General features: G+C 43.4%; 19 protein-coding genes. 2 read left to right on the top strand and 17 right to left on the bottom strand.

Features of this window, described 5'->3' with window-relative positions; translation table 11 throughout:
• Positions 1-6 precede the first annotated feature (6 nt).
• The 7 genes from BLP33_RS04425 to BLP33_RS04395 all read right to left on the bottom strand — a co-directional run bounded on the left by BLP33_RS04425 (position 7) and on the right by BLP33_RS04395 (position 5,511).
• Entirely contained in the window at positions 7-735 is a 729-nt protein-coding gene (locus tag BLP33_RS04425) for a (Fe-S)-binding protein (protein WP_090525250.1), read from the bottom strand.
• A 13-nt stretch (positions 736-748) separates the two neighbouring features.
• A complete protein-coding gene (locus BLP33_RS04420) occupies positions 749-2,071 on the bottom strand; it encodes an MFS transporter (RefSeq protein WP_090525248.1) in 1,323 nt (440 codons plus the stop codon).
• Positions 2,072-2,130: 59 nt separating this feature from the next.
• A complete protein-coding gene (locus BLP33_RS04415) occupies positions 2,131-2,463 on the bottom strand; it encodes a YnfA family protein (RefSeq protein WP_175489927.1) in 333 nt (110 codons plus the stop codon).
• A gap of 118 nt (positions 2,464-2,581) precedes the next feature.
• Positions 2,582-3,106: a DinB family protein gene (locus BLP33_RS04410; protein WP_090525246.1), complete on the bottom strand. Its 525-nt coding sequence runs from the start codon at positions 3,104-3,106 to the stop codon at positions 2,582-2,584.
• 86 nt (positions 3,107-3,192) lie between these two features.
• Positions 3,193-3,537, bottom strand: coding sequence for a hypothetical protein (locus BLP33_RS04405; RefSeq protein WP_090525244.1), 345 nt, complete (start codon positions 3,535-3,537; stop codon positions 3,193-3,195).
• A gap of 47 nt (positions 3,538-3,584) precedes the next feature.
• Positions 3,585-4,913: an MFS transporter gene (locus tag BLP33_RS04400; RefSeq protein ID WP_090525242.1), complete on the bottom strand. Its 1,329-nt coding sequence runs from the start codon at positions 4,911-4,913 to the stop codon at positions 3,585-3,587.
• 70 nt (positions 4,914-4,983) lie between these two features.
• On the bottom strand, positions 4,984-5,511 hold the full coding sequence (locus BLP33_RS04395) for a hypothetical protein (RefSeq protein WP_090525240.1): 528 nt from the start codon (positions 5,509-5,511) through the stop codon (positions 4,984-4,986).
• A gap of 80 nt (positions 5,512-5,591) precedes the next feature.
• On the opposite strand from BLP33_RS04395, the gene BLP33_RS04390 reads away from it, so the two are divergent.
• Positions 5,592-6,086 carry a hypothetical protein gene (locus BLP33_RS04390; RefSeq protein WP_090525238.1) on the top strand — a complete coding sequence of 165 codons (495 nt, stop codon included), beginning with the start codon at positions 5,592-5,594 and terminating at the stop codon, positions 6,084-6,086.
• 61 nt (positions 6,087-6,147) lie between these two features.
• The gene (locus BLP33_RS04385) at positions 6,148-6,675 is read left to right on the top strand and encodes a heme-copper oxidase family protein (protein ID WP_139159928.1); all 528 of its coding nucleotides are present in this window, start codon (positions 6,148-6,150) and stop codon (positions 6,673-6,675) included.
• A 153-nt stretch (positions 6,676-6,828) separates the two neighbouring features.
• Here the strand turns inward: BLP33_RS04385 and BLP33_RS04380 are convergent, their stop codons facing one another.
• The 10 genes from BLP33_RS04380 to BLP33_RS04335 form a co-directional block, all read right to left on the bottom strand.
• Positions 6,829-8,568 (bottom strand): thiamine pyrophosphate-dependent enzyme, encoded by a 1,740-nt coding sequence (locus BLP33_RS04380; protein ID WP_090525233.1) that lies wholly within the window; start codon positions 8,566-8,568, stop codon positions 6,829-6,831.
• A gap of 194 nt (positions 8,569-8,762) precedes the next feature.
• On the bottom strand, positions 8,763-11,078 hold the full coding sequence (locus BLP33_RS04375) for a TonB-dependent receptor domain-containing protein (protein WP_090525230.1): 2,316 nt from the start codon (positions 11,076-11,078) through the stop codon (positions 8,763-8,765).
• 38 nt (positions 11,079-11,116) lie between these two features.
• Positions 11,117-11,512 carry a hypothetical protein gene (locus tag BLP33_RS04370; protein WP_090525228.1) on the bottom strand — a complete coding sequence of 132 codons (396 nt, stop codon included), beginning with the start codon at positions 11,510-11,512 and terminating at the stop codon, positions 11,117-11,119.
• Between the two features lies 1 nt (position 11,513).
• A complete protein-coding gene (locus BLP33_RS04365; RefSeq protein WP_090525226.1) occupies positions 11,514-12,281 on the bottom strand; it encodes an ABC transporter permease subunit in 768 nt (255 codons plus the stop codon).
• The gene (locus BLP33_RS04360) at positions 12,274-12,993 is read right to left on the bottom strand and encodes an ABC transporter ATP-binding protein (RefSeq protein WP_090525224.1); all 720 of its coding nucleotides are present in this window, start codon (positions 12,991-12,993) and stop codon (positions 12,274-12,276) included. The genes BLP33_RS04365 and BLP33_RS04360 overlap by 8 nt, the downstream gene beginning before the upstream one ends.
• On the bottom strand, positions 12,981-14,216 hold the full coding sequence (locus tag BLP33_RS04355) for a nitrous oxide reductase family maturation protein NosD (protein WP_090525221.1): 1,236 nt from the start codon (positions 14,214-14,216) through the stop codon (positions 12,981-12,983). The genes BLP33_RS04360 and BLP33_RS04355 overlap by 13 nt, the downstream gene beginning before the upstream one ends.
• Before the next feature lie 8 nt (positions 14,217-14,224).
• Positions 14,225-14,644, bottom strand: coding sequence for a nitrous oxide reductase accessory protein NosL (locus BLP33_RS04350; protein ID WP_175489926.1), 420 nt, complete (start codon positions 14,642-14,644; stop codon positions 14,225-14,227).
• Entirely contained in the window at positions 14,580-15,209 is a 630-nt protein-coding gene (locus tag BLP33_RS04345) for a hypothetical protein (protein WP_217633107.1), read from the bottom strand. The genes BLP33_RS04350 and BLP33_RS04345 overlap by 65 nt, the downstream gene beginning before the upstream one ends.
• 53 nt (positions 15,210-15,262) lie before the next feature.
• Complete coding sequence (gene nosZ / locus BLP33_RS04340; protein ID WP_090525217.1) at positions 15,263-17,239, bottom strand: Sec-dependent nitrous-oxide reductase; 1,977 nt, start codon at positions 17,237-17,239, stop codon at positions 15,263-15,265.
• Positions 17,240-17,259: 20 nt separating this feature from the next.
• On the bottom strand, positions 17,260-17,766 hold the full coding sequence (locus tag BLP33_RS04335; protein WP_229701493.1) for a c-type cytochrome: 507 nt from the start codon (positions 17,764-17,766) through the stop codon (positions 17,260-17,262).
• Between the last annotated feature and the right edge of the window lie 196 nt (positions 17,767-17,962).

Raw genomic sequence — 17,962 nt, 5'->3', positions numbered from 1 at the left:
TGCTTCTTACACATTCCCCCAGCCCAAAGCCAAAACATCGGCAATGTGCATGGTTTGGATAGGCAGGTTATTTTTATCGATGTACCCCTGCATGTGCATTAAACATGAGGCATCAGTAGATATGATGTATTCCGCACCAACATCAAGGGCATTATTAACCTTTTGCTGCGCCATCGCGGTTGAAATGCCATCAAACTTAACGGCAAATGTACCGCCGAAACCGCAGCAGGTTTCACCGTCTTTCAGGTCAAGCAGTTCGAGGCCAAGTACCTTGGAGAGCAGTTGGCGCGGCTCATCCTTTATTTTGCACTCGCGCAGGCCGGCACAGCTATCATGATAAACGGCCTTGCCATCAAGCTCGGCGCCGAAATAATCAAACTCCAGGATATTCACCAAAAAGTCGGACAGTTCGTAGATATTCCCTTGAATGGCTCTGCATTTATTGTGAACAGCCGTATTGGTAAACAGATCGTTATAGTAATTCTTCACCATTCCGGTGCATGAAGCCGAAGGCGAAACAATAACACTGTCTTCCGAAAAATCGCTTAAAAACTTGCTTCCCACCTCTTTGGCATCATCCCAAAAACCAGCATTAAAAGCCGGCTGACCGCAGCAGGTTTGCGCCGGGTTATAACTAACCTTGCAGCCTGCTTTCTCCAACAATTTTACGGTATTAAAAGCAGTTGCCGGAAACAACTGATCTATGAAACACGGTATAAACAATTCAACCTTCATCGGCACAAATTAGTTAACGGGCGCTAAAATCCAAATTTTTATTGACGTTTCGTTCAGCCCTCAGCAAAGAAAACAACAAAACTAAGCCAACAATGAAAAATACACCCAGTACCAAAACCGAGTTTCGCGGACTGCCGGTTATTTCTTCAAAAAAACCAAAGCTAAATACCCCGCCTACTATGGCCAGCTTTTCGGTAACATCATAAAAACTAAAGAAAGATGCCGTATCGGGGATATTTTCGGGCAGATATTTTGAATACGTTGAGCGCGACATGGACTGGATACCGCCCATCACCAAACCAACCACCACTGCTATGATGTAAAACTGTGTTTGTGTATAGGTAAAGTAAGCAGCTATACAAACCGCGATCCACAGGATCACCACACTAATTAAAATCCTTACGTTACCATATTTACCCGACAGGCGCGACATCAGCGTAGCGCCCAAAATAGCTACCAATTGAATAATTAAAATGATAGTGATCAACTGCGGAGTTTCCATTTTAAGCTCTTTAGCAGCAAAACCGGTTGCCACCAGCATAATGGTTTGCACTCCCATGGAATAAAAAAAGAATGACGGTAAAAACCTTTTTAACAACGGCATTTCCTTAACCTTTTTCCAAACGTGCCCTAATTCGATAAAACCGCCTTTTATAATATGATGATTGTGGCTTTGCGCATTTGGGCTGCCCTTAGGCAATACGCTGAAGGGGATCATAGCAAAACCTATCCACCATAAGCCTACCAGCAAAAACGACAATCGGGGCGCGAAGGTTTTGTCAACAATACCAAACCACTCCCCTTTCAGCACAAATAAAAAGCAAATAAGCTGAAGCAGTACGCTGCCGATATAACCATAGGTGAAACCTTTGGCACTCACATTATCCTGCATATCAACAGTGGCAATTTCGGGCAGGTATGAATTGTAAAACACAAAGCCACCACTATAACCTATAGCCGCCAGCGCAAAGCAAATGATACCTAACTCCAGGTGGTCTTTGTCAAAGTTGAACAACGCGCAGCAGGCTGCCGAACCAAGCAGGGTAAAAAACATCATGAAGATCTTCTTATTGCCTTTATAGTCGGCTATTGATGACAATATGGGCAGCAGCAATACCATTACCAGGTAAGCGGCCGATAAAGCATAATCTGAAAGTGCTGTATTTACAAAGCTTTTACCAAAAAAGTTAACCCTGTCGCCATTGGCATGATTGGTAGTTATAGCTACATAATAAGCCGGAAAAATGGTTGAAGTGATGACAAGGTTATACGCTGAGTTGGCCCAATCAAAGAAAGCCCAGGCGCGGATGGTTTTTTTGTTGTTTTTATTTTCCATTTGCTCACTAAATGTATGCAAATTTTAGAAACTGCAAAAAAGTCCGACAATAGTACTTATCAATGTCCTCGCGGTGCATAAACAATGATACAAGCGCCTACCAATGCAATCAAAGCACCGATAATATCATAACGGTCGGGCTTAAATCCATCCACCTTCCAGGCCCAGATTAATGCCAGTACAATAAAAATACCGCCATAAGCCGCATACACCCTGCCGAAATTGGCGGTTTGCCACGTTGCTACTATACCATAAAGCGCCAGGATCACCCCGCCCGCTATACCAAACCAAAGCGGCTTACCTTCTTTTAACCAAAGCCAAACCAAATAGCCGCCGCCTATTTCAAATAAACCGGCCAGCAAAAAAAGAGCAAAAGAGCGGATAATTGCCATTATTAAAATTTGAAGTAACCACTTCGTTAAAGATATAAAAACGCCAATATTGGCCCGGGGCAATTATAAAAAAAGGCCTCCCTTTCGGAAAGCCTTGATTATTTTTTATAAAACGGGTTTAGCTCCTGTCATAAAACGCGGGTGGCTCAATACCCAAAGTGCGAAGGTAAACATAGCCCTGGCCGCGGTGATGGATCTCGTTATCAATAACGTACTGTAAAATATAATTGACTAATCCTTCGTATTGGCCAAATGCCAGTACTGTTTCCTGGAAACGCTCAGGCGTAATCTGGGGCCAATAGGTTTTTATTTCCTCAGTGGCCTCATCCCAAAGTTGCAACAGTTCCGCCTTTGTAGCCGCTGCTATTTTACCTGTATGGTGATCCAGACCTGCAATTGGGGTCCAGTTATCTGTTACAACACCTCTTACACAAGGCCCGCCCATACTAATAAACTCTTTAACCATATCGGCAAAGGGGCGCATACCACCTATCGAATAATTAAATAAGGCTTCCTCCGGAAAAGCGTCTATAACCCTGCGGGTTACCCGGCGCTGGCCAAGCCAGCTTTGTAAAAGTTGATCGGGTGTATAAACAGATGCTACTGCAGTTTCTGTTGACTGTTGATTTGTGTTAGTTTCCATTGCTTTGATGTTTTGTTTTTGATTACAATACAAAGTAACCAAACCATGGTGACAGCCCTATGTCAGCAGGAAAAAAGAAAAACTAACTAATTTGTGTTTTGGATAAACTCTACCACCTGTTGCTGCTCATAATTCGATAAAGTGCCTTCCGAATAATGCCATTTAGAAGTAACATCACCCTCAAACCTGATCTGTCCTAAATAATCCGGATTTTTGTTATCATCCAGCAGCGGCTTACTTTCACCAATTTCGGGAGCTATCTCCTGAATTTCAAAAAGTGTAGCTTCCCCATCGGCCCCACCTTTATAAAGCTTGTACAAGCCAGTGGCATTTAATTCATGATTTGTTGATTGATGCAGTACCGGCTCAATAATGATATTTCTCTGTGTGCCGTTATCGCCGGTAACGTTGTGGTTAACTGTGTGGATCATGGCTTATGTTTTTATTTATTGATAGTACAAGCCTGCCGCCAAATTGTTTAGGCCTCTACTTCAACACGCTGTTTGCGAAGTTTATTTTCTTTAAACATCAGCACGATGAGCATAATAAGCCCCAACACAAAAAAACAATCAAGGGCAAGTGTCGAGTCGCGCATCTCATTAGTCACAGCTTCCACAAAGCCAAAACAAAACAGGCCTACCACAATCGACAGCTTTTCGGTAACGTCATAAAAACTGAAATACGAAGCCGTATCCGGGATGTTTTCGGGCAAATATTTGGAGTAGGTTGAGCGTGACAAGGATTGTACCCCTCCCATTACAATACCAATGATCACCGCGGCAACATAAAACTGGGTAGAATTGGTGATAAAGTAAGCATACAAGCAAATGGCCGACCAGATTGCCACCAAACCTACCAGCGTACGCACATTCCCGAATTTCTCCGATGATTTGGAGGCGATCAATGCCCCCGGCACAGCAACCACCTGGATGATGAGCACAATAGAGATCAGGGCAGCATCGGGCATGTGCAATTCTTTGGCAGCAAAGTTAGCCGCAGCCAGCATAATGGTTTGTACACCGACAGAGTAAAGGAAAAACGACACCAGGAAGCGTTTGAGAAGCGGCATTTTGCGCACTTTGCCAAAAACCTTTGCCAGTTCTTTAAAGCCGCCGGTAAGCACGTTATAACTATGCTTGCCCGCATTGGGCTGCCCTTTCGGCAACATGCGGAACGGGATAATGGAAAAACCTATCCACCATACAAAAACCATCAGGAACGAGATCCGGGCCGGCAGCCAGTCGTCGGTAATGCCAAACCAATTAGGTTCAAGCACTACGATAAAGCATAATACCTGCACTACAATACTGCCTACATAACCATAAATAAACCCTTTGGCGCTCACAGCGTCCTGCCTATCGGGCGTGGCTATTTGGGGGAGATAAGAGTTATAAAACACAAAGCCACCGCAATAACCTATAGAAGCCAATCCAAAGCAAAGCATCGGGATTTCCAACCCTGTGCCGGGCTTAAAGAAAAACAAACCCGCGCAGGCCAGGCTACCCAACCAGGTAAATAATTGCAGGTATGATTTTTTATTGCCCCGATAATCGGCTATGGAAGTAAGGATTGGTAAAATAGCTGCCACCACAAGATATGACAAACCCAATATATAATTTGATAAAACCGTATTAACGTACCTGTGCCCCAAAAAGGTTACCATTTGGGTGTTTTTTGAATTGAACTTGGTAACCTCCACAAAGTATGCGGGGAATATGGTAGAGGTGATAACGATATTATATGACTGATTGGCCCAGTCAAACATGCACCAGGCCCAAATGGTTTTCTTGTTATTTTTTGCTTCCATTACGGGCTTAAAAGTAGGGAAATTTAGAGGAAGCCCGATTCACTGAAGAAAAATAAATTGCTTTATATCATCAACGACTGGAATTTATTTTAGGATGGTTCATATCATACTTTAGCCGGTAGTATATTAAAACAAAAATTACTATAAGCGTGAGGATTATAATGAAAACGCTCATGTTAAACTGTTTCTCTTTTTCGGGGGTATCCACCGATATTTTGTATTCCCATTCAATACCATATTTATCCTTTAACCGGTTTGCAATATATTCAGTAAGCTTATAACATCCTGTTTTACGAAGGTCATTTACTTGTTCAAACGCACGAAAACTGCAAAGCAAACAGATTTCTTCTGCATTTTTAACATAGATTTCAGAACATGTGTTAATTCCCCTGGGCGAACCTTGATTAATTGTTATAAAAACCAGACTATCTGAACGAATATCAACTATATTGGTCTTTAGATGATCATTATGGATAATAGCTTTTGAATTTAAATGGATCGTTTTTTCGAAGGATAACATTGGGTTTTCATAAGAAACAATTAAGATATCATCATTTTCTTCCCTCAAAAACAAACCTGGAGCAAACTGTATTATCATCGTGTAACGAAAGTAAAAAACATAATGTAGCTTTATTTTGATTTGTTGTAATTTTGATCAATCAAATAAGAAACGGCCAAATGTTCACCTACCTCCATTTTACAAACCAATTCGGCTCGTATCTTTATGATGATAGTTTCCAGGCATTTTTAGCCCATACATTTACTGATCTTAGCTCATACAATATCCTGAAAAGCGATTACATGCGATCTGAAATATTGGGTATCGATTTGGGGTTCACCAATGAGGATGCTGTTATTGACGAAGATGAACTGATCGTTTTAGAACCCGGCCGGCCAATATTCTCGCATCTGAATATTTACCCCAACCCGGGTCTGCAATACGTGCTCCCGTTTGAGATTTCATTTGACGATACCCGCGCAGACGTTTTCAAAAAAGCAGGAGAACTTACGCAAACCAAACACGGAGATTCGCCGATACTGGATAAACCCTTCCTGGTAGACCATTACAAAATAGATAACCTTGTTTTAAGTATCGATTACGATCCGGCTGATGAGCATATTAATTTTATACAGATCAGGGACAATAACATTGTTGCGCATTTGAAATTGTAAGTATCAAGCATTGCACAAAAAAAGGACTTGCTATTAAATTAACTTCAAAATAAGTATGGAGATGCTTCAACTTATCTATAATTTTATAGCAGCAACAAATATTACCAACGCCTTGAAACCTTATACTTTTTTTAATATTAGAACTAAGCCATATCACTTACTGCCCATTACTGCATTGCTATCAGTTGTAATTTCGTTCCTGTTTACAAACGGCTCCCTGGATATTAATCTGCATGATACATATTTTGTAATCTCATATCCTGTAGTTTACCGGCTAATAGCGCTTATACTTATTTTGATATGGACAATTTATACATTGGCGATGAATGCTTTGCCATCCCTTTGGTTAAGCTGGGCGCATATATTGATCACCACAACCGTTGTTATTCTTTTACTAAGTAAGCAAATACATTTTATAGGATTGGATGGTGTCCCACGCAGGTATTACGCGGTTTCAGAATTTCAAAAAAAGCAGCAGGGCGCTTTAATAATGACAGCTGCTTTTATACTGGGGCAGCTATTATTTATCATCAACCTTACGATGGGTATAGTAAAAAAAATCAATCAAAAATCAATTCGTAACAGGTAGTATCACTTTCGGGCCATTATGGTAATCAGGCATTCGGGGGCAAAATAATTTCCACACTAATTTTCGCTAATTAAAACGAATTACACGAATTGATTAGGAATTCGTGTAATTCGTTTTAATTGTGTTGAATTTGCAAGGTATTCGTATAATAATTCAATCAAATATTTCGGGCAGATGCTTATAGTTACCTTTCACAGTTGCCAACACCTCATCAAATTTACCGCCAAGCATCATTTTGGTCATGGAGACGGCCATTCCTTTAACCATTTTAAGTTCGATATGCGGCGGCATGGCAAGGGCAGTTCCGTCGGTATAAACATTTACTAAAACTGGTCCTGTGTGTGCAAAAGCTTCGGCTATGCCCTGCTCAAGGTCCTGCGGGTCATTAATAGTGATCCCCTTTATACCCATTGACTCCGCGACCATGGTAAAATTAGGATTGTGCATGTCCACTTCAAAATCGGGCAGGCCCATTACTTCCATTTCCAGCTTTACCATGCCAAGGCTCCTGTTATTAAATACAATGATCTTTATAGGCAGATCATATTGTTTAATAGTGGCTAAGTCACCCAACAACATAGAAATACCGCCATCGCCGCACATAGCCACAACCTGCCTTTCGGGGCAAGCCAGCGCCGCGCCGATAGCATGCGGCATAGCATTGGCCATAGATCCATGAACAAACGAGCCGATCATAGAACGCCGCCCATTAGCGCTGATATGCCTGGCACTCCAAACATTACACATCCCGGTATCGCAGGTAAAAATGGCATCAGCAGATGCATATTCGTCTACGATAGCTGCTAAAGCTTCGGGATGAATAGCATCATGTTCACCAAAATCCTTAATGTAAGCTTGCTGCTGTTCTTTTACTTTAGCATGTACATGAAGTTGCGCATCTAAAAAGCTGCTGTCGGTTTTTTCTTTAATTAAAGGGATCAACGCTTTAATTGTAGATTTTATATCACCGTAAAGCCCCATCGTTAGTTTTGCGCGGCGACCAAGATTTTCGGGCTTGATGTCAATCTGCACTATCTTTTTATCCTGGGGATAAAAAGGCGTGTAAGGAAAATCGGTGCCAAGCAGGATAACCAAATCGCTTTCATGCATGCTATGATACGCAGCAGGCAAGCCAAGCAGGCCGGTCATACCTACCTCGTATGGGTTATCATGCTCCAAAAACATTTTACCACGGAACGAATAACCAACCGGCGCCTTGATCAGTGCCGCCAGTTCAACTACCTCATCATGGGCGTCGGCGCAACCAATACCGCCAAAAATGCAAACTTTAGGGTGACGATTGATCAGATCGGCCAGTTTTACTAACTCTTCCCATACCGGGGTAATGTTGGCTTTGCAAAAAAAGTTATTTACCGACGAATCGATTTCAACAGCATCCTCCCCTGCCACATCGCCCGGTAAACCCAATACGCCAACCCCTTTGCGCTGAATAGCGGTTTGGATAGCCGCCTGTGCCATACGGGGTACTTGCTTGTTGTTGGCAGCCACCTGGTTATAGTAACTGCAGTCATCAAAAAGCTTGATAACATTGGTTTCCTGGAAGTAGTTACTGCCAAACTCTTTAGTAGCACAGGTAGATGCTATGGCTAAAACAGGTGCTCCTGACCGGTGAGCATCATAAAGGCCATTCACCAGATGCACATGCCCGGGACCACTGCTTCCTGCACAACAGGCAAGCCCGCTCAGTTGCGCATCGGCCGAAGCTGCAAAAGCGCCTGCTTCTTCATTGCGTACGTGGATCCATTTTAATTCGGGCGTTCTGCGTACGGCATCATTAAGTTCGTTTAAACTATCGCCGGTAATGGCGTAAATACGTTTGATGCCGGCCTGTATCAGCATTTCTACAAGTTGCTCGGCTACTTTTTTTGACATGTTTGGGTTGTTTAGCGTTAGTGATGTGGTAATTTACTATCCATAACACCAAACACGTGCCATTTGTTAAGCAATTAACAGTCAAATATTTGTAATTAAGATAGTTTTTTGAGCTTTTTGATATATCGCGATTTCACGATAATGAATGATATATCGCAATCTAACCGGATTCGCAACGGATGTTTTTTTCATGATCATAGTTTTGAAATAGAATGACTGATACCTAATGAAAAGGTGCGCGGAGGGGCCGCCGTATAAGTATCCCCATAGCTATTTCCAGTCACAGTAGTTGCATATAGCTTATTGGTCAGGTTCATTACATTAAACCAAACTTCCAGTCCCTTCGCGCTGCCGCTGCTGATGCGATAGGCAGTGCGTAAATTAAAAAGATCATAACCGCTGTAGGTTTTGGTATTAGCTGCATTTGTAAAGTATTTACCCAAATGTTGCCATTCAACACCGGTTCTGAAGCCAGCGATAAAAGCGGGTTTCCAGGTAATCTCCGAATTAGCAATCCATTTTGGCGCATTGGTCATTTGATGACCGTCATAGCCGATGGATTTTCCGGCACTAATTTCACTGTATTTATTAAAGGTATGGGACGCAAACGTTCCGCCGATGCGAAAGGCAAGGCTTTTTACGGAGCCAACCAGGAGGTTATACTCTAAGCCTTTGTGGGTAGTAGCAGCAGCGTTGGCATATTGTGTAGTATTGTCTGCCTGAAGCAAGCTGATGATCTCATCTTTCCCCTGCAGGTAATAAGCAGTTAGCTCAAACCTGATCTTTTGGGAGAACAATGATGTCCAGCCGCCCAGTTCATAATTATTGTAAGTGGCCTGTTTAAGCGGTGTTAATTGCCTGGAATTGTAAAGGGTATTAGTTTCAGGCGGCTGAAAGCCCATACTGAAATTGGCATAAATGCCGCGCCCCTTCTGCAGGTCATAAGTTACGCCAAGCTTCGGCGCCAATACATCATATCGATTATGCTCCTGTTGTTTGTACTTGGTTTTTAAAGGAGGAAGCTGGTTGTCAAAATTGTAAACGAGCAGGTCATAACGCAGTCCGGCAGTAATTTTTATCCGTTTAACCGGCTCTGCCATATACTGTACATAGGATGCGGCATTAAACAGGTGGATCTTATAATTATCAATCAGCGAATCAGTGTTGATATAACCGGTATAATACTGAGTGGTATTATCTTTTTTAATATTCAGGAAGTTAGCATAAAACGAACTTGGGCTATTATCCAGGTAAATGCCTGCGATCAATTGTGAGTGCATAAAATTTAACTTTACCGTATGCTGGGCAAGTAAGCCAAAGCTGTAAAAACTCAGCTCATTTATTTGACCTGTTGACTTTAAGTATTGGCCCTTATTGTTGCGGACATCAGAAATGTAATAGCTGGGTAATTGCCCGGTGGAATTGTTTCTGTAAAAAAGCGTTAGAAAGGTGTGATTATCATCATTCCAATTATGGTCAAGACGACTGCTGGCCCGGAATGCGTTCACCCTGCGGTAGGCAAAACGCTGATTACTACTGTAAGATCGGTTATAGAAACGTGTACTGTCAAGGTTTCCGGGTGTTTGTGTGTTAAGATAATTATAGGTACCATATACTGTTAGCTTACTGTCGGCCCCCAGCGGATAACTAACTTTAGCAGAAAGCGAATACTTATCAAAATCAGTATAATCCTGCCAGCCTTTTTCCTGGTGTGTGGCATAACCTGCCATATAAAACCCAACTTTTCCCGCAGTGAGCCCCCCTTGAATACCAGCCCGCAGGTAATGGTATTTATCTCCCTGTACATTGATTTGCCCTGCCGGCGTTACGGATTCTTTTGCCGTATTGAAGTTAACAGCCGCACCTATTGAGTTACTGCCATATAAAGACGAAGCTGGCCCCTTAATCACCTCAATATCCCGGATACCATCGGTATTAATCTCGTACAAAGCGTTATGATTGAATATGCCCGTCGGTCGGATCGGGATACCATCTTCCATGTAAAGATAAAGCGCATTGTAAGTAATCGGTTGGCGAATGGCCATGGTATGCTGCTCATTACCGAGGTTCACCATATATACCCCCGCAACTTTATTCAACAATTGATAAGGAGTAGTTGCATGCGCTTCGCGAATGGTATTTGAACTTATCTTGCTGATTGCAGCCGGTATATCCTTGCGGGGCTGCTCCTGGCGGCCCGCCGTTACCACCACCTCCTCCAGGCCGGCAATCACCGGTTTTAGTTGAACTGTGAGCGAGCTATCGCACCTGATACAGCAAGTACCATAACCGGTACAGCTGACCATCAGGGAATCAGTTTTATTTTTATGCGCCAATATAAATTTGCCTGATAAATCCGTTGAGGTACCCAGCTTACTTCCTTTGACACGGATACTGGCACCGACAACGGGTGCCTGGGTTTGGGCGTCGACAACAACACCCCGTATTTTTTGCGCTGATGCCTGTAAAGTAAAGGCAATAGCAAAGCAGAACACGATAAAGTATTTCATTTTTAAACATCTTCTTGTTAAACCAAAATTGAATTTGCTCAGGAGAGCATGTAGCGGTGAACTGAAGATGCAGCGGGCGGCCGAAAGATAGCTCCGAGCGGGCGAAGCAGCAGGGCGAAACTTACCAGGGAGGTAAAAATGGCCAGCAGTTTGATGTGTACAGTAAATTGATTAACCCCGTGATAATAAGCCTCAAAAATGATTTCTTTAGCGGTTCGGTTTTCGTTGCTTTTCTCTTCACTATTAGCCTTTTTAAGCTGTTTGCTCAGGAAACACCTGCCGTTGCAGTGCAGCATGGGCCTTGACTTATTGGCGCAAAGTTTTGCCGCGATATAATCCTGGTTGAGCCGGAACCCCGCATAAAGCCATAGCGAGTTCAGGTTCATAACCAGCACCGAGAACAGGAGCAATATGGCGGTGAAACGGCGGAACATCTTACAGATCTTTTTTGGAGAAAATTTTAAGCGCCAGTAGTACGGGTAAAACAGACCAGATAAATAGCATCGAAACACTGAAGGCAATGCCTGTACCGCTTCCGAAAAACTGTCGGTAAAGCGCGCCGGTGTAACCCATCAGAGCAGAAATATCCAGTTTTAACAAGATCATGATCCTTGCCAGGTCTACGGGATTTAAGGCCGTGAGCACAATCATGGCTTTTTCCAACGGATAATCGCTAAAGGTGAACAGGAACAACAGCACCAAAGCATCATAAATAATGGCCGCATAGAACCAAATCATTAGCGCAAGCCCAATCCCCTTTGATTTATCCCTGGTTTTGGTGGAAGCCCAGAAAGCGAGTGAAGTAAAACTTAAGGTTACCAAACCTCCGGCAACCATTAAGGTGATGCCCGTAGCTGAGAGTGCAAACAAAGCAACCGGCAGGCAAACTCCGAGCACAAAAGCCCCGAGGATAGAGCTGCTGATGCCGAGGTATTCTCCCAATAAAATGTCCCTGCGTTTGATAGGCTGGGAAACAAGCAATTCGGTAAACTCCGCTGCATTGAAATAATAGGTGGTTGCATAGATAATGCTGACCAGCGGCACAATGATCATCACAATGGTTGTAATACTTACCAGTCCTTTAATCACATCGCTGTCTGACAGGAAGATCACTGTACAAATGGTAGCGAGCAACAACGTGTAGGCAATGAGTACCTTACTGCGTATGATGTCGAGAATAATATATTTGGCTATCTTAAACATGTTCTTCAGTTAATAATCGGGTCAATATTTTACCCAGTCTCTGCTCACCTGTCTCCATTTGCAGCGTAGCCAGCGGCTCATAAAATTTGATCTTGCCTTCATAAAGGTACATCACGGTATCAGCTAACTCCTCCGACTCTGAAAGGATATGTGAGGTGATGATCACAAGCCTGTTATTTGCTTTTTCGGCGAGGATCTTTTGTTTTAAAATCTCGGTGGCAAAGGGATCAAGGCCCGCTGTGGGTTCGTCGAGTATCAGTACGTCAGGATTAAACATAAAAGCAAGGGCGGCGCTCACTTTCTGCCTGGTACCTCCGGAAAGTGTCCTCATAGGCTTATGGTACATACTTTTGAGCCGGTAAGCCTCAATCAGGTCTGTATCAGGTATTTTATTGCAGTTACGAATATCAAGCATCATGTCAAACAACTGGCCAATCTTCATATTATCCGGGTAATGCCCGATCTGTGGCATATAGCCGATATTTTTTTTGTAATCAAAAGTCTTGTTGACTCTGGCTCCGCGAAACCGGATGTCGCCTTCGTCAGGTATAACCATACCGAGTATACTTTTGATCATGGTTGTTTTTCCGGAGGCGTTTGGCCCCAAAACAGACACAATGTTGCCGCTTTCAAAATGACAACTAATATCTTTTAGCACCTGTAATTTGCCGAATGCCTTTTTAATGTGGCTTAGTTCAATTAACGTGTCCATGGTTTCATTTTAGGGTTTATATCTTTAACAGATTCAGGGGTAAGAGATGGGATAGCCCGTTCAACCTTGTCTAAAAGATTGACCATAAAACTCCGCATCAACATCACGCTTTGCGGAATTTGCTCCATTATCTGCGCATAGAGGCTAACCGGCCGGTAGGGTACATCACCGGTGCCATCTTTATTCAAATCATAACCTTCATACTTGTCCCAGTAGTTCTGATCAAATTTATTAAGGTTGAGCACCCCGTTGGTTGTCACATCAAAAGAGTTCGACTCGAAATTATTCCGCTCAAACCTGCCGTTTTCACAATTAGCCAGTATACGCATAGCCCAACCATTATTGATGAAGATATTATCGTTAGCCGTCATGAGGTTGCAACCCTCCATATAAATACCCGTCGTATTCCTAACGAAACGATTGCCAACAATTTGGGACCGGGTAATATCTTTCAGCAGCAAACCATAAATAGAGCTTCCCCAGTTTTCAATAAACAAATTATCAAACATTCGTATCCGTTTGGAATACATCACCGCGACACCTGATCCGTTATTGCGAAAAGTGTTTTTTTGATACAGATCATCATCCGAAAACATGAAGTGCAGCCCATACCTAAAGTTCCGTTCACTGGTATTACTGATGATCCTGCTCTTTTTCACAAATTCAAAGTAGATACCGTCGCGGTGGCGGGTAGAATAATTATTCATAATGATAACATCATGACATTGCCAGGCATGAATGCCGTTACCGGCCGTAAGCTCGGTACCAGTGCCACTGGTTGTATTACCAATAACAGACACATGATCGCAATCGGACAGGTAAATCCCAAAAAAGTTATTGATTAACCTGTTATTACTGATTGTAACATTGTGTACCTTATGCAGGCGGATACCGGCATAGTCGCGCATCGAACCGGTTCTAGAGTTTTTGAGCACAAAGCCGCTGAACGTAACACCATTCGTCAGGATAGTCACTACCTCTTCTTTATAATTTGCGTCCAGCACAGGATACCCATCGCCAATGATGGTCAGTCTTTTGGTGATAAGTGTATTGTACGAATAATAATACCCCTTCTTCACCTTGATCGTATCACCATCGGCAGCCTCAGCAACAGCTGCCTTTAAATCAGGCAAGGCAGTATCCACGGCCACTACAAGTGTACGTGCATGCGAAACAACAGTTACCGCCACGGCAAAAAGACAAATGAGTGAGACCCTTTTCATGCAATCTTTTATTTAACAAGTTCATTCCAGGTCAGCAGTTTCCCGTTTCCAAGAAAGGTTTTCGCCTCTTGTTCGGAAGCAAGGGCCGCGAGGTTACCGCCCATCGGAGAACTGATCTTTTGGTCATGTATATAGGCACATTTGCGGGCATCCATAAGTGTACCGCCTGACTTGTAGTTTACAACAAGGTAAGTATCTGCATCGCCAAACTGCCCACGTTTTTCGCTGATGTAACCCAGCATACACTCTGCAGAATCGAACTTATAAATCTTGCCTTTGGAAGTTACGATCTCTGCACCGAACTTACGGTCCATAATTGTCATCATACAGTGTACGCAGGCATCTTTTCCATATTGCAGGGCCTCAGGCTTTTGACTGCAGGCGGTGATCCAAAGTGCCAGCAGCACGATCATTCCTCTCTTTTTCATTTCTTTTACCATTTCTTATTTCGATGTATAATGTAGCGGCGGTAATTATTCCGGCCAGGCCGATCAGCATCCCCCCCGTAGCAGGAAAAGACCCTGCCAGGAAGTTCAGAAGTTGTTTATACCCAATCAGCGGAGGTTGATAATACATGCCTTCAACTTTAATGGCTGCATGAGGATCAAGATTGTGCCCATAGTTGTATTCCCATAGGTAAAAATCAATAAATCCGGCGGCGGCAAAAACGATCATCAGCGCCAGCAAGCCAATCAGCAGTTTTCTGCTGCCTTTTACTGAAGCAATCGACCCGATCAGGATTAGTAACCCGAACACATAGGGGGCAATCTTAAATTCGGCAAAGTTCTGCGGGTCGATATGCTGCATGCCGATATAATGGTTAAGCCCATTGATCTGCAGCACGTTTCCTGTGATACCATTCAGCCATATATCCATACTCAGGCCCTCAGGGTATTGTGGTGCGGACAAGGTAATCTCCCATAAAGGAAGAAAATACGCTGTTAGCAGCAGCACCATGGCTGCAGCTATTGCTATTCTTGAACCGGTTTTCATATTATTGGTATTAATGGGAGGACACAGGGCCCTCCCGTTGAATAAAAGATCTATTACCTTGCCGCGAGGTTTTCTCCCAGGTGGAAAGTAAGTGGTACGTTTAAGCCTTTAGGCGATACCCTAAAGTAACCAGACATCTCCTGGTGCAATGCAGAGCAGAAGTCGGTACAATAGAATGGGAAAATACCAGTCCGGTCAGGTGTCCATTTCAGTGTGGCGGTCTCGCCCGGCATGATCAATAATTCTGAGTTATTGGAACCTTTGATGGCAAAGCCGTGCGGAACGTCCCAGTCCTGCTCCAGATTGGTCACATGCACATACACATCATCACCCTGATTTATGCCTTCTATATTGTCCGGGGCCAGGTGAGACCGGATAGCAGTCATGTATACATCCACCCGGTTGCCTTTTCTTACTACGCGGGCTTCTTTCTCTGATTTGGCAGCGTATGGATTATCATTCTCTTCCAGTTTAAAAAACTTCACAGAATTTTTCTCTATTTTCTCCGCCGGTATGGTCTGTGCATAGTGCGGCTCACCAATGGTCGGGAAGTCAAGCAATAGTTTCATCTTGTTGCCGGTAATGTCAATCAACTGGGCAGATTGCGTTAGCTCAGGACCGGTGGGCAGATAACGGTCTTTGGTGATCTTGTTCAATGCAATCACATATTTACCATATGGATGCCTGGAATCGCCGCCCGGTACAGAAAGGTGGCCAATAGAATAATAAGTTGGAATACGATCGATGATCTCACGTGTGTCCACTTTCCATTTTACAATCTCTGAAGACACGAACATGGACGTATAAGCATAACCTTTACCGTCAAATTCGGTATGCAGCGGACCTAAACCCGGCTTTTGCACTTCACCTTCCAATACAGTATTATATTTCAATACCGGAATACCGTCAAAGTCCCCTTCAAATTGTTTTTGGTCAATAGCACCAAGCATCTTCTTAAACGAAAATACAGGAATCACCGCGGCCAGTTTACCGCTGGCTACAAAGTATTCGCCGTTGGGTTCCACGTCAACACCGTGAGGTGATTTTGGGCAGGGAATATAATAGATTAGTCCCGGATAATCTTTTACATCCAGCATGGTCACGTCGTTTTCCATGGTTGAAGTAGCTGAGTGGGTGCGCTCGTTATAGAGATTATGCGCGTATTTAGCAGGCGCTTTATGCCCCTTGCCCTGGGCCACCAACTCTTCTGCTTTTTTCCAGTTCACCGCCATGATAAAGTCCTTATCACGTTGACTGGCATTAACTTCAAGTAAGGTATTAGCTTGCTCTGTATTATAACAGGTAAAGAAGATCCAATCATGTGAGGGGCCTTTGCCGGCATGTGCCAGGTCATAGTTAAAGCCAGGAACAATCAATTGAAAGGCAATGTTCATGCGGCCCGTGTTCTTATCTACCTTGATAAAAGTCGCGGCACCTTTGAACTTCTTTTTGAAATCACCTATCGATACATCCTTATCTCCATCAAGCGGTACGCTAAAACGAGTGTTACCTACTATATACTCGGTATTTTCTGTACAAAATGGAGAGGCGTGGTTACCGGCAACGTTTGGTAACTCCAGAATTTCTTCCGTTTTGAAAGTTGCCAGGTTGAGACGGGCAATGCGTGGCGTGTTATTACCGTTGATAAAAAGCCAGCGGCCATCATCTTCGCCATTGGTTTTGGAAAATTCAGGATGGTGCGTGTCGTCCCAGGGCACAAATCCGTGCGAGGTGTTGAGCATTGGTTTGGTCTCTTCTGAGTAGCCATAACCATTTTCCGGGTTCTGGGAAAACACAGGTATCACTTTAAGCAACCTGCCGGAAGGAATGCCATACGCTGCAATCTGGCCGCTGAAGCCACCGGAAGCGAACATGTACAATTCATCATGCTTGCCGGGCGCTACGTATACTTTTTTGGCAGCATCTTCATCGGTGGCTGCCTGCCCCGTTTTACCTGCTTTACAACCGCTGGCAATGGCAATCGCCCCCAGTCCCGCTAACAACAGGGTAGTTTGTGTAATTCGTTTCATGGTTTAAACATATAAAGAGGTTATTGATCGTTTTTTCTCAAATACTCAAGTATCTGTCGGGTTTCATCGTCACTTACATTCTGAAAACTCATCTGAGTCAGATATTTTGCTAAAAGTGCTTTACCCACGGGGTCTTTTTGTTCCATTTCTACCGGATTGGTGATCTGGTTCATGATCCATTCCGGCGTACGGCGTTTGGTTACCCCTTTAAGACCGGGCCCAACCACCTTCTGATCGGTGATCTGGTGACAGGCGGAGCACTTGGCAGTAAAAACTCCTTTGCCTTTGTCGGCCATTGCATTGTCAATTGTGCCGATCTCCACGCTTGTGAATTTACCTACGCCCTTGCTGTCACTTTTGGCGGCGGGGTCAACATCTGCTGAAGATGCGGCCGAACTATTTTCGGCATTGGCAGCCGGAGCAGATTCCGTTGCCTGTTTATCACCCCCATTGGAAGGGCCGCAAGCGGCCAAAAGGGCCATACCTCCTATAAAGGCGGCCCGGATAAAGCTGGTTGAAATTTTCATTATTTTCATATTTATAATACTTCGAAATTGCTTTATTAATCTTGACTATTTCATGATTCAAATCATGTTTTTTTAGTGATATATCTCATTTAAATAGCATTTTATATGATATATAATATATCTATATAGCTTCTGCCCCAAAGCACCCCTATAAATAAAGACATTTTTATCTTTTATTATTTTAAACTTGTCCCCT

This window comes from Mucilaginibacter sp. NFR10, from assembly GCF_900100445.1.
GTDB lineage: Bacteria > Bacteroidota > Bacteroidia > Sphingobacteriales > Sphingobacteriaceae > Mucilaginibacter > Mucilaginibacter rubeus.
The sequence above is the reverse complement of the archived record's forward strand: the minus strand, read 5'-3'. Positions and strand labels throughout refer to the sequence as shown.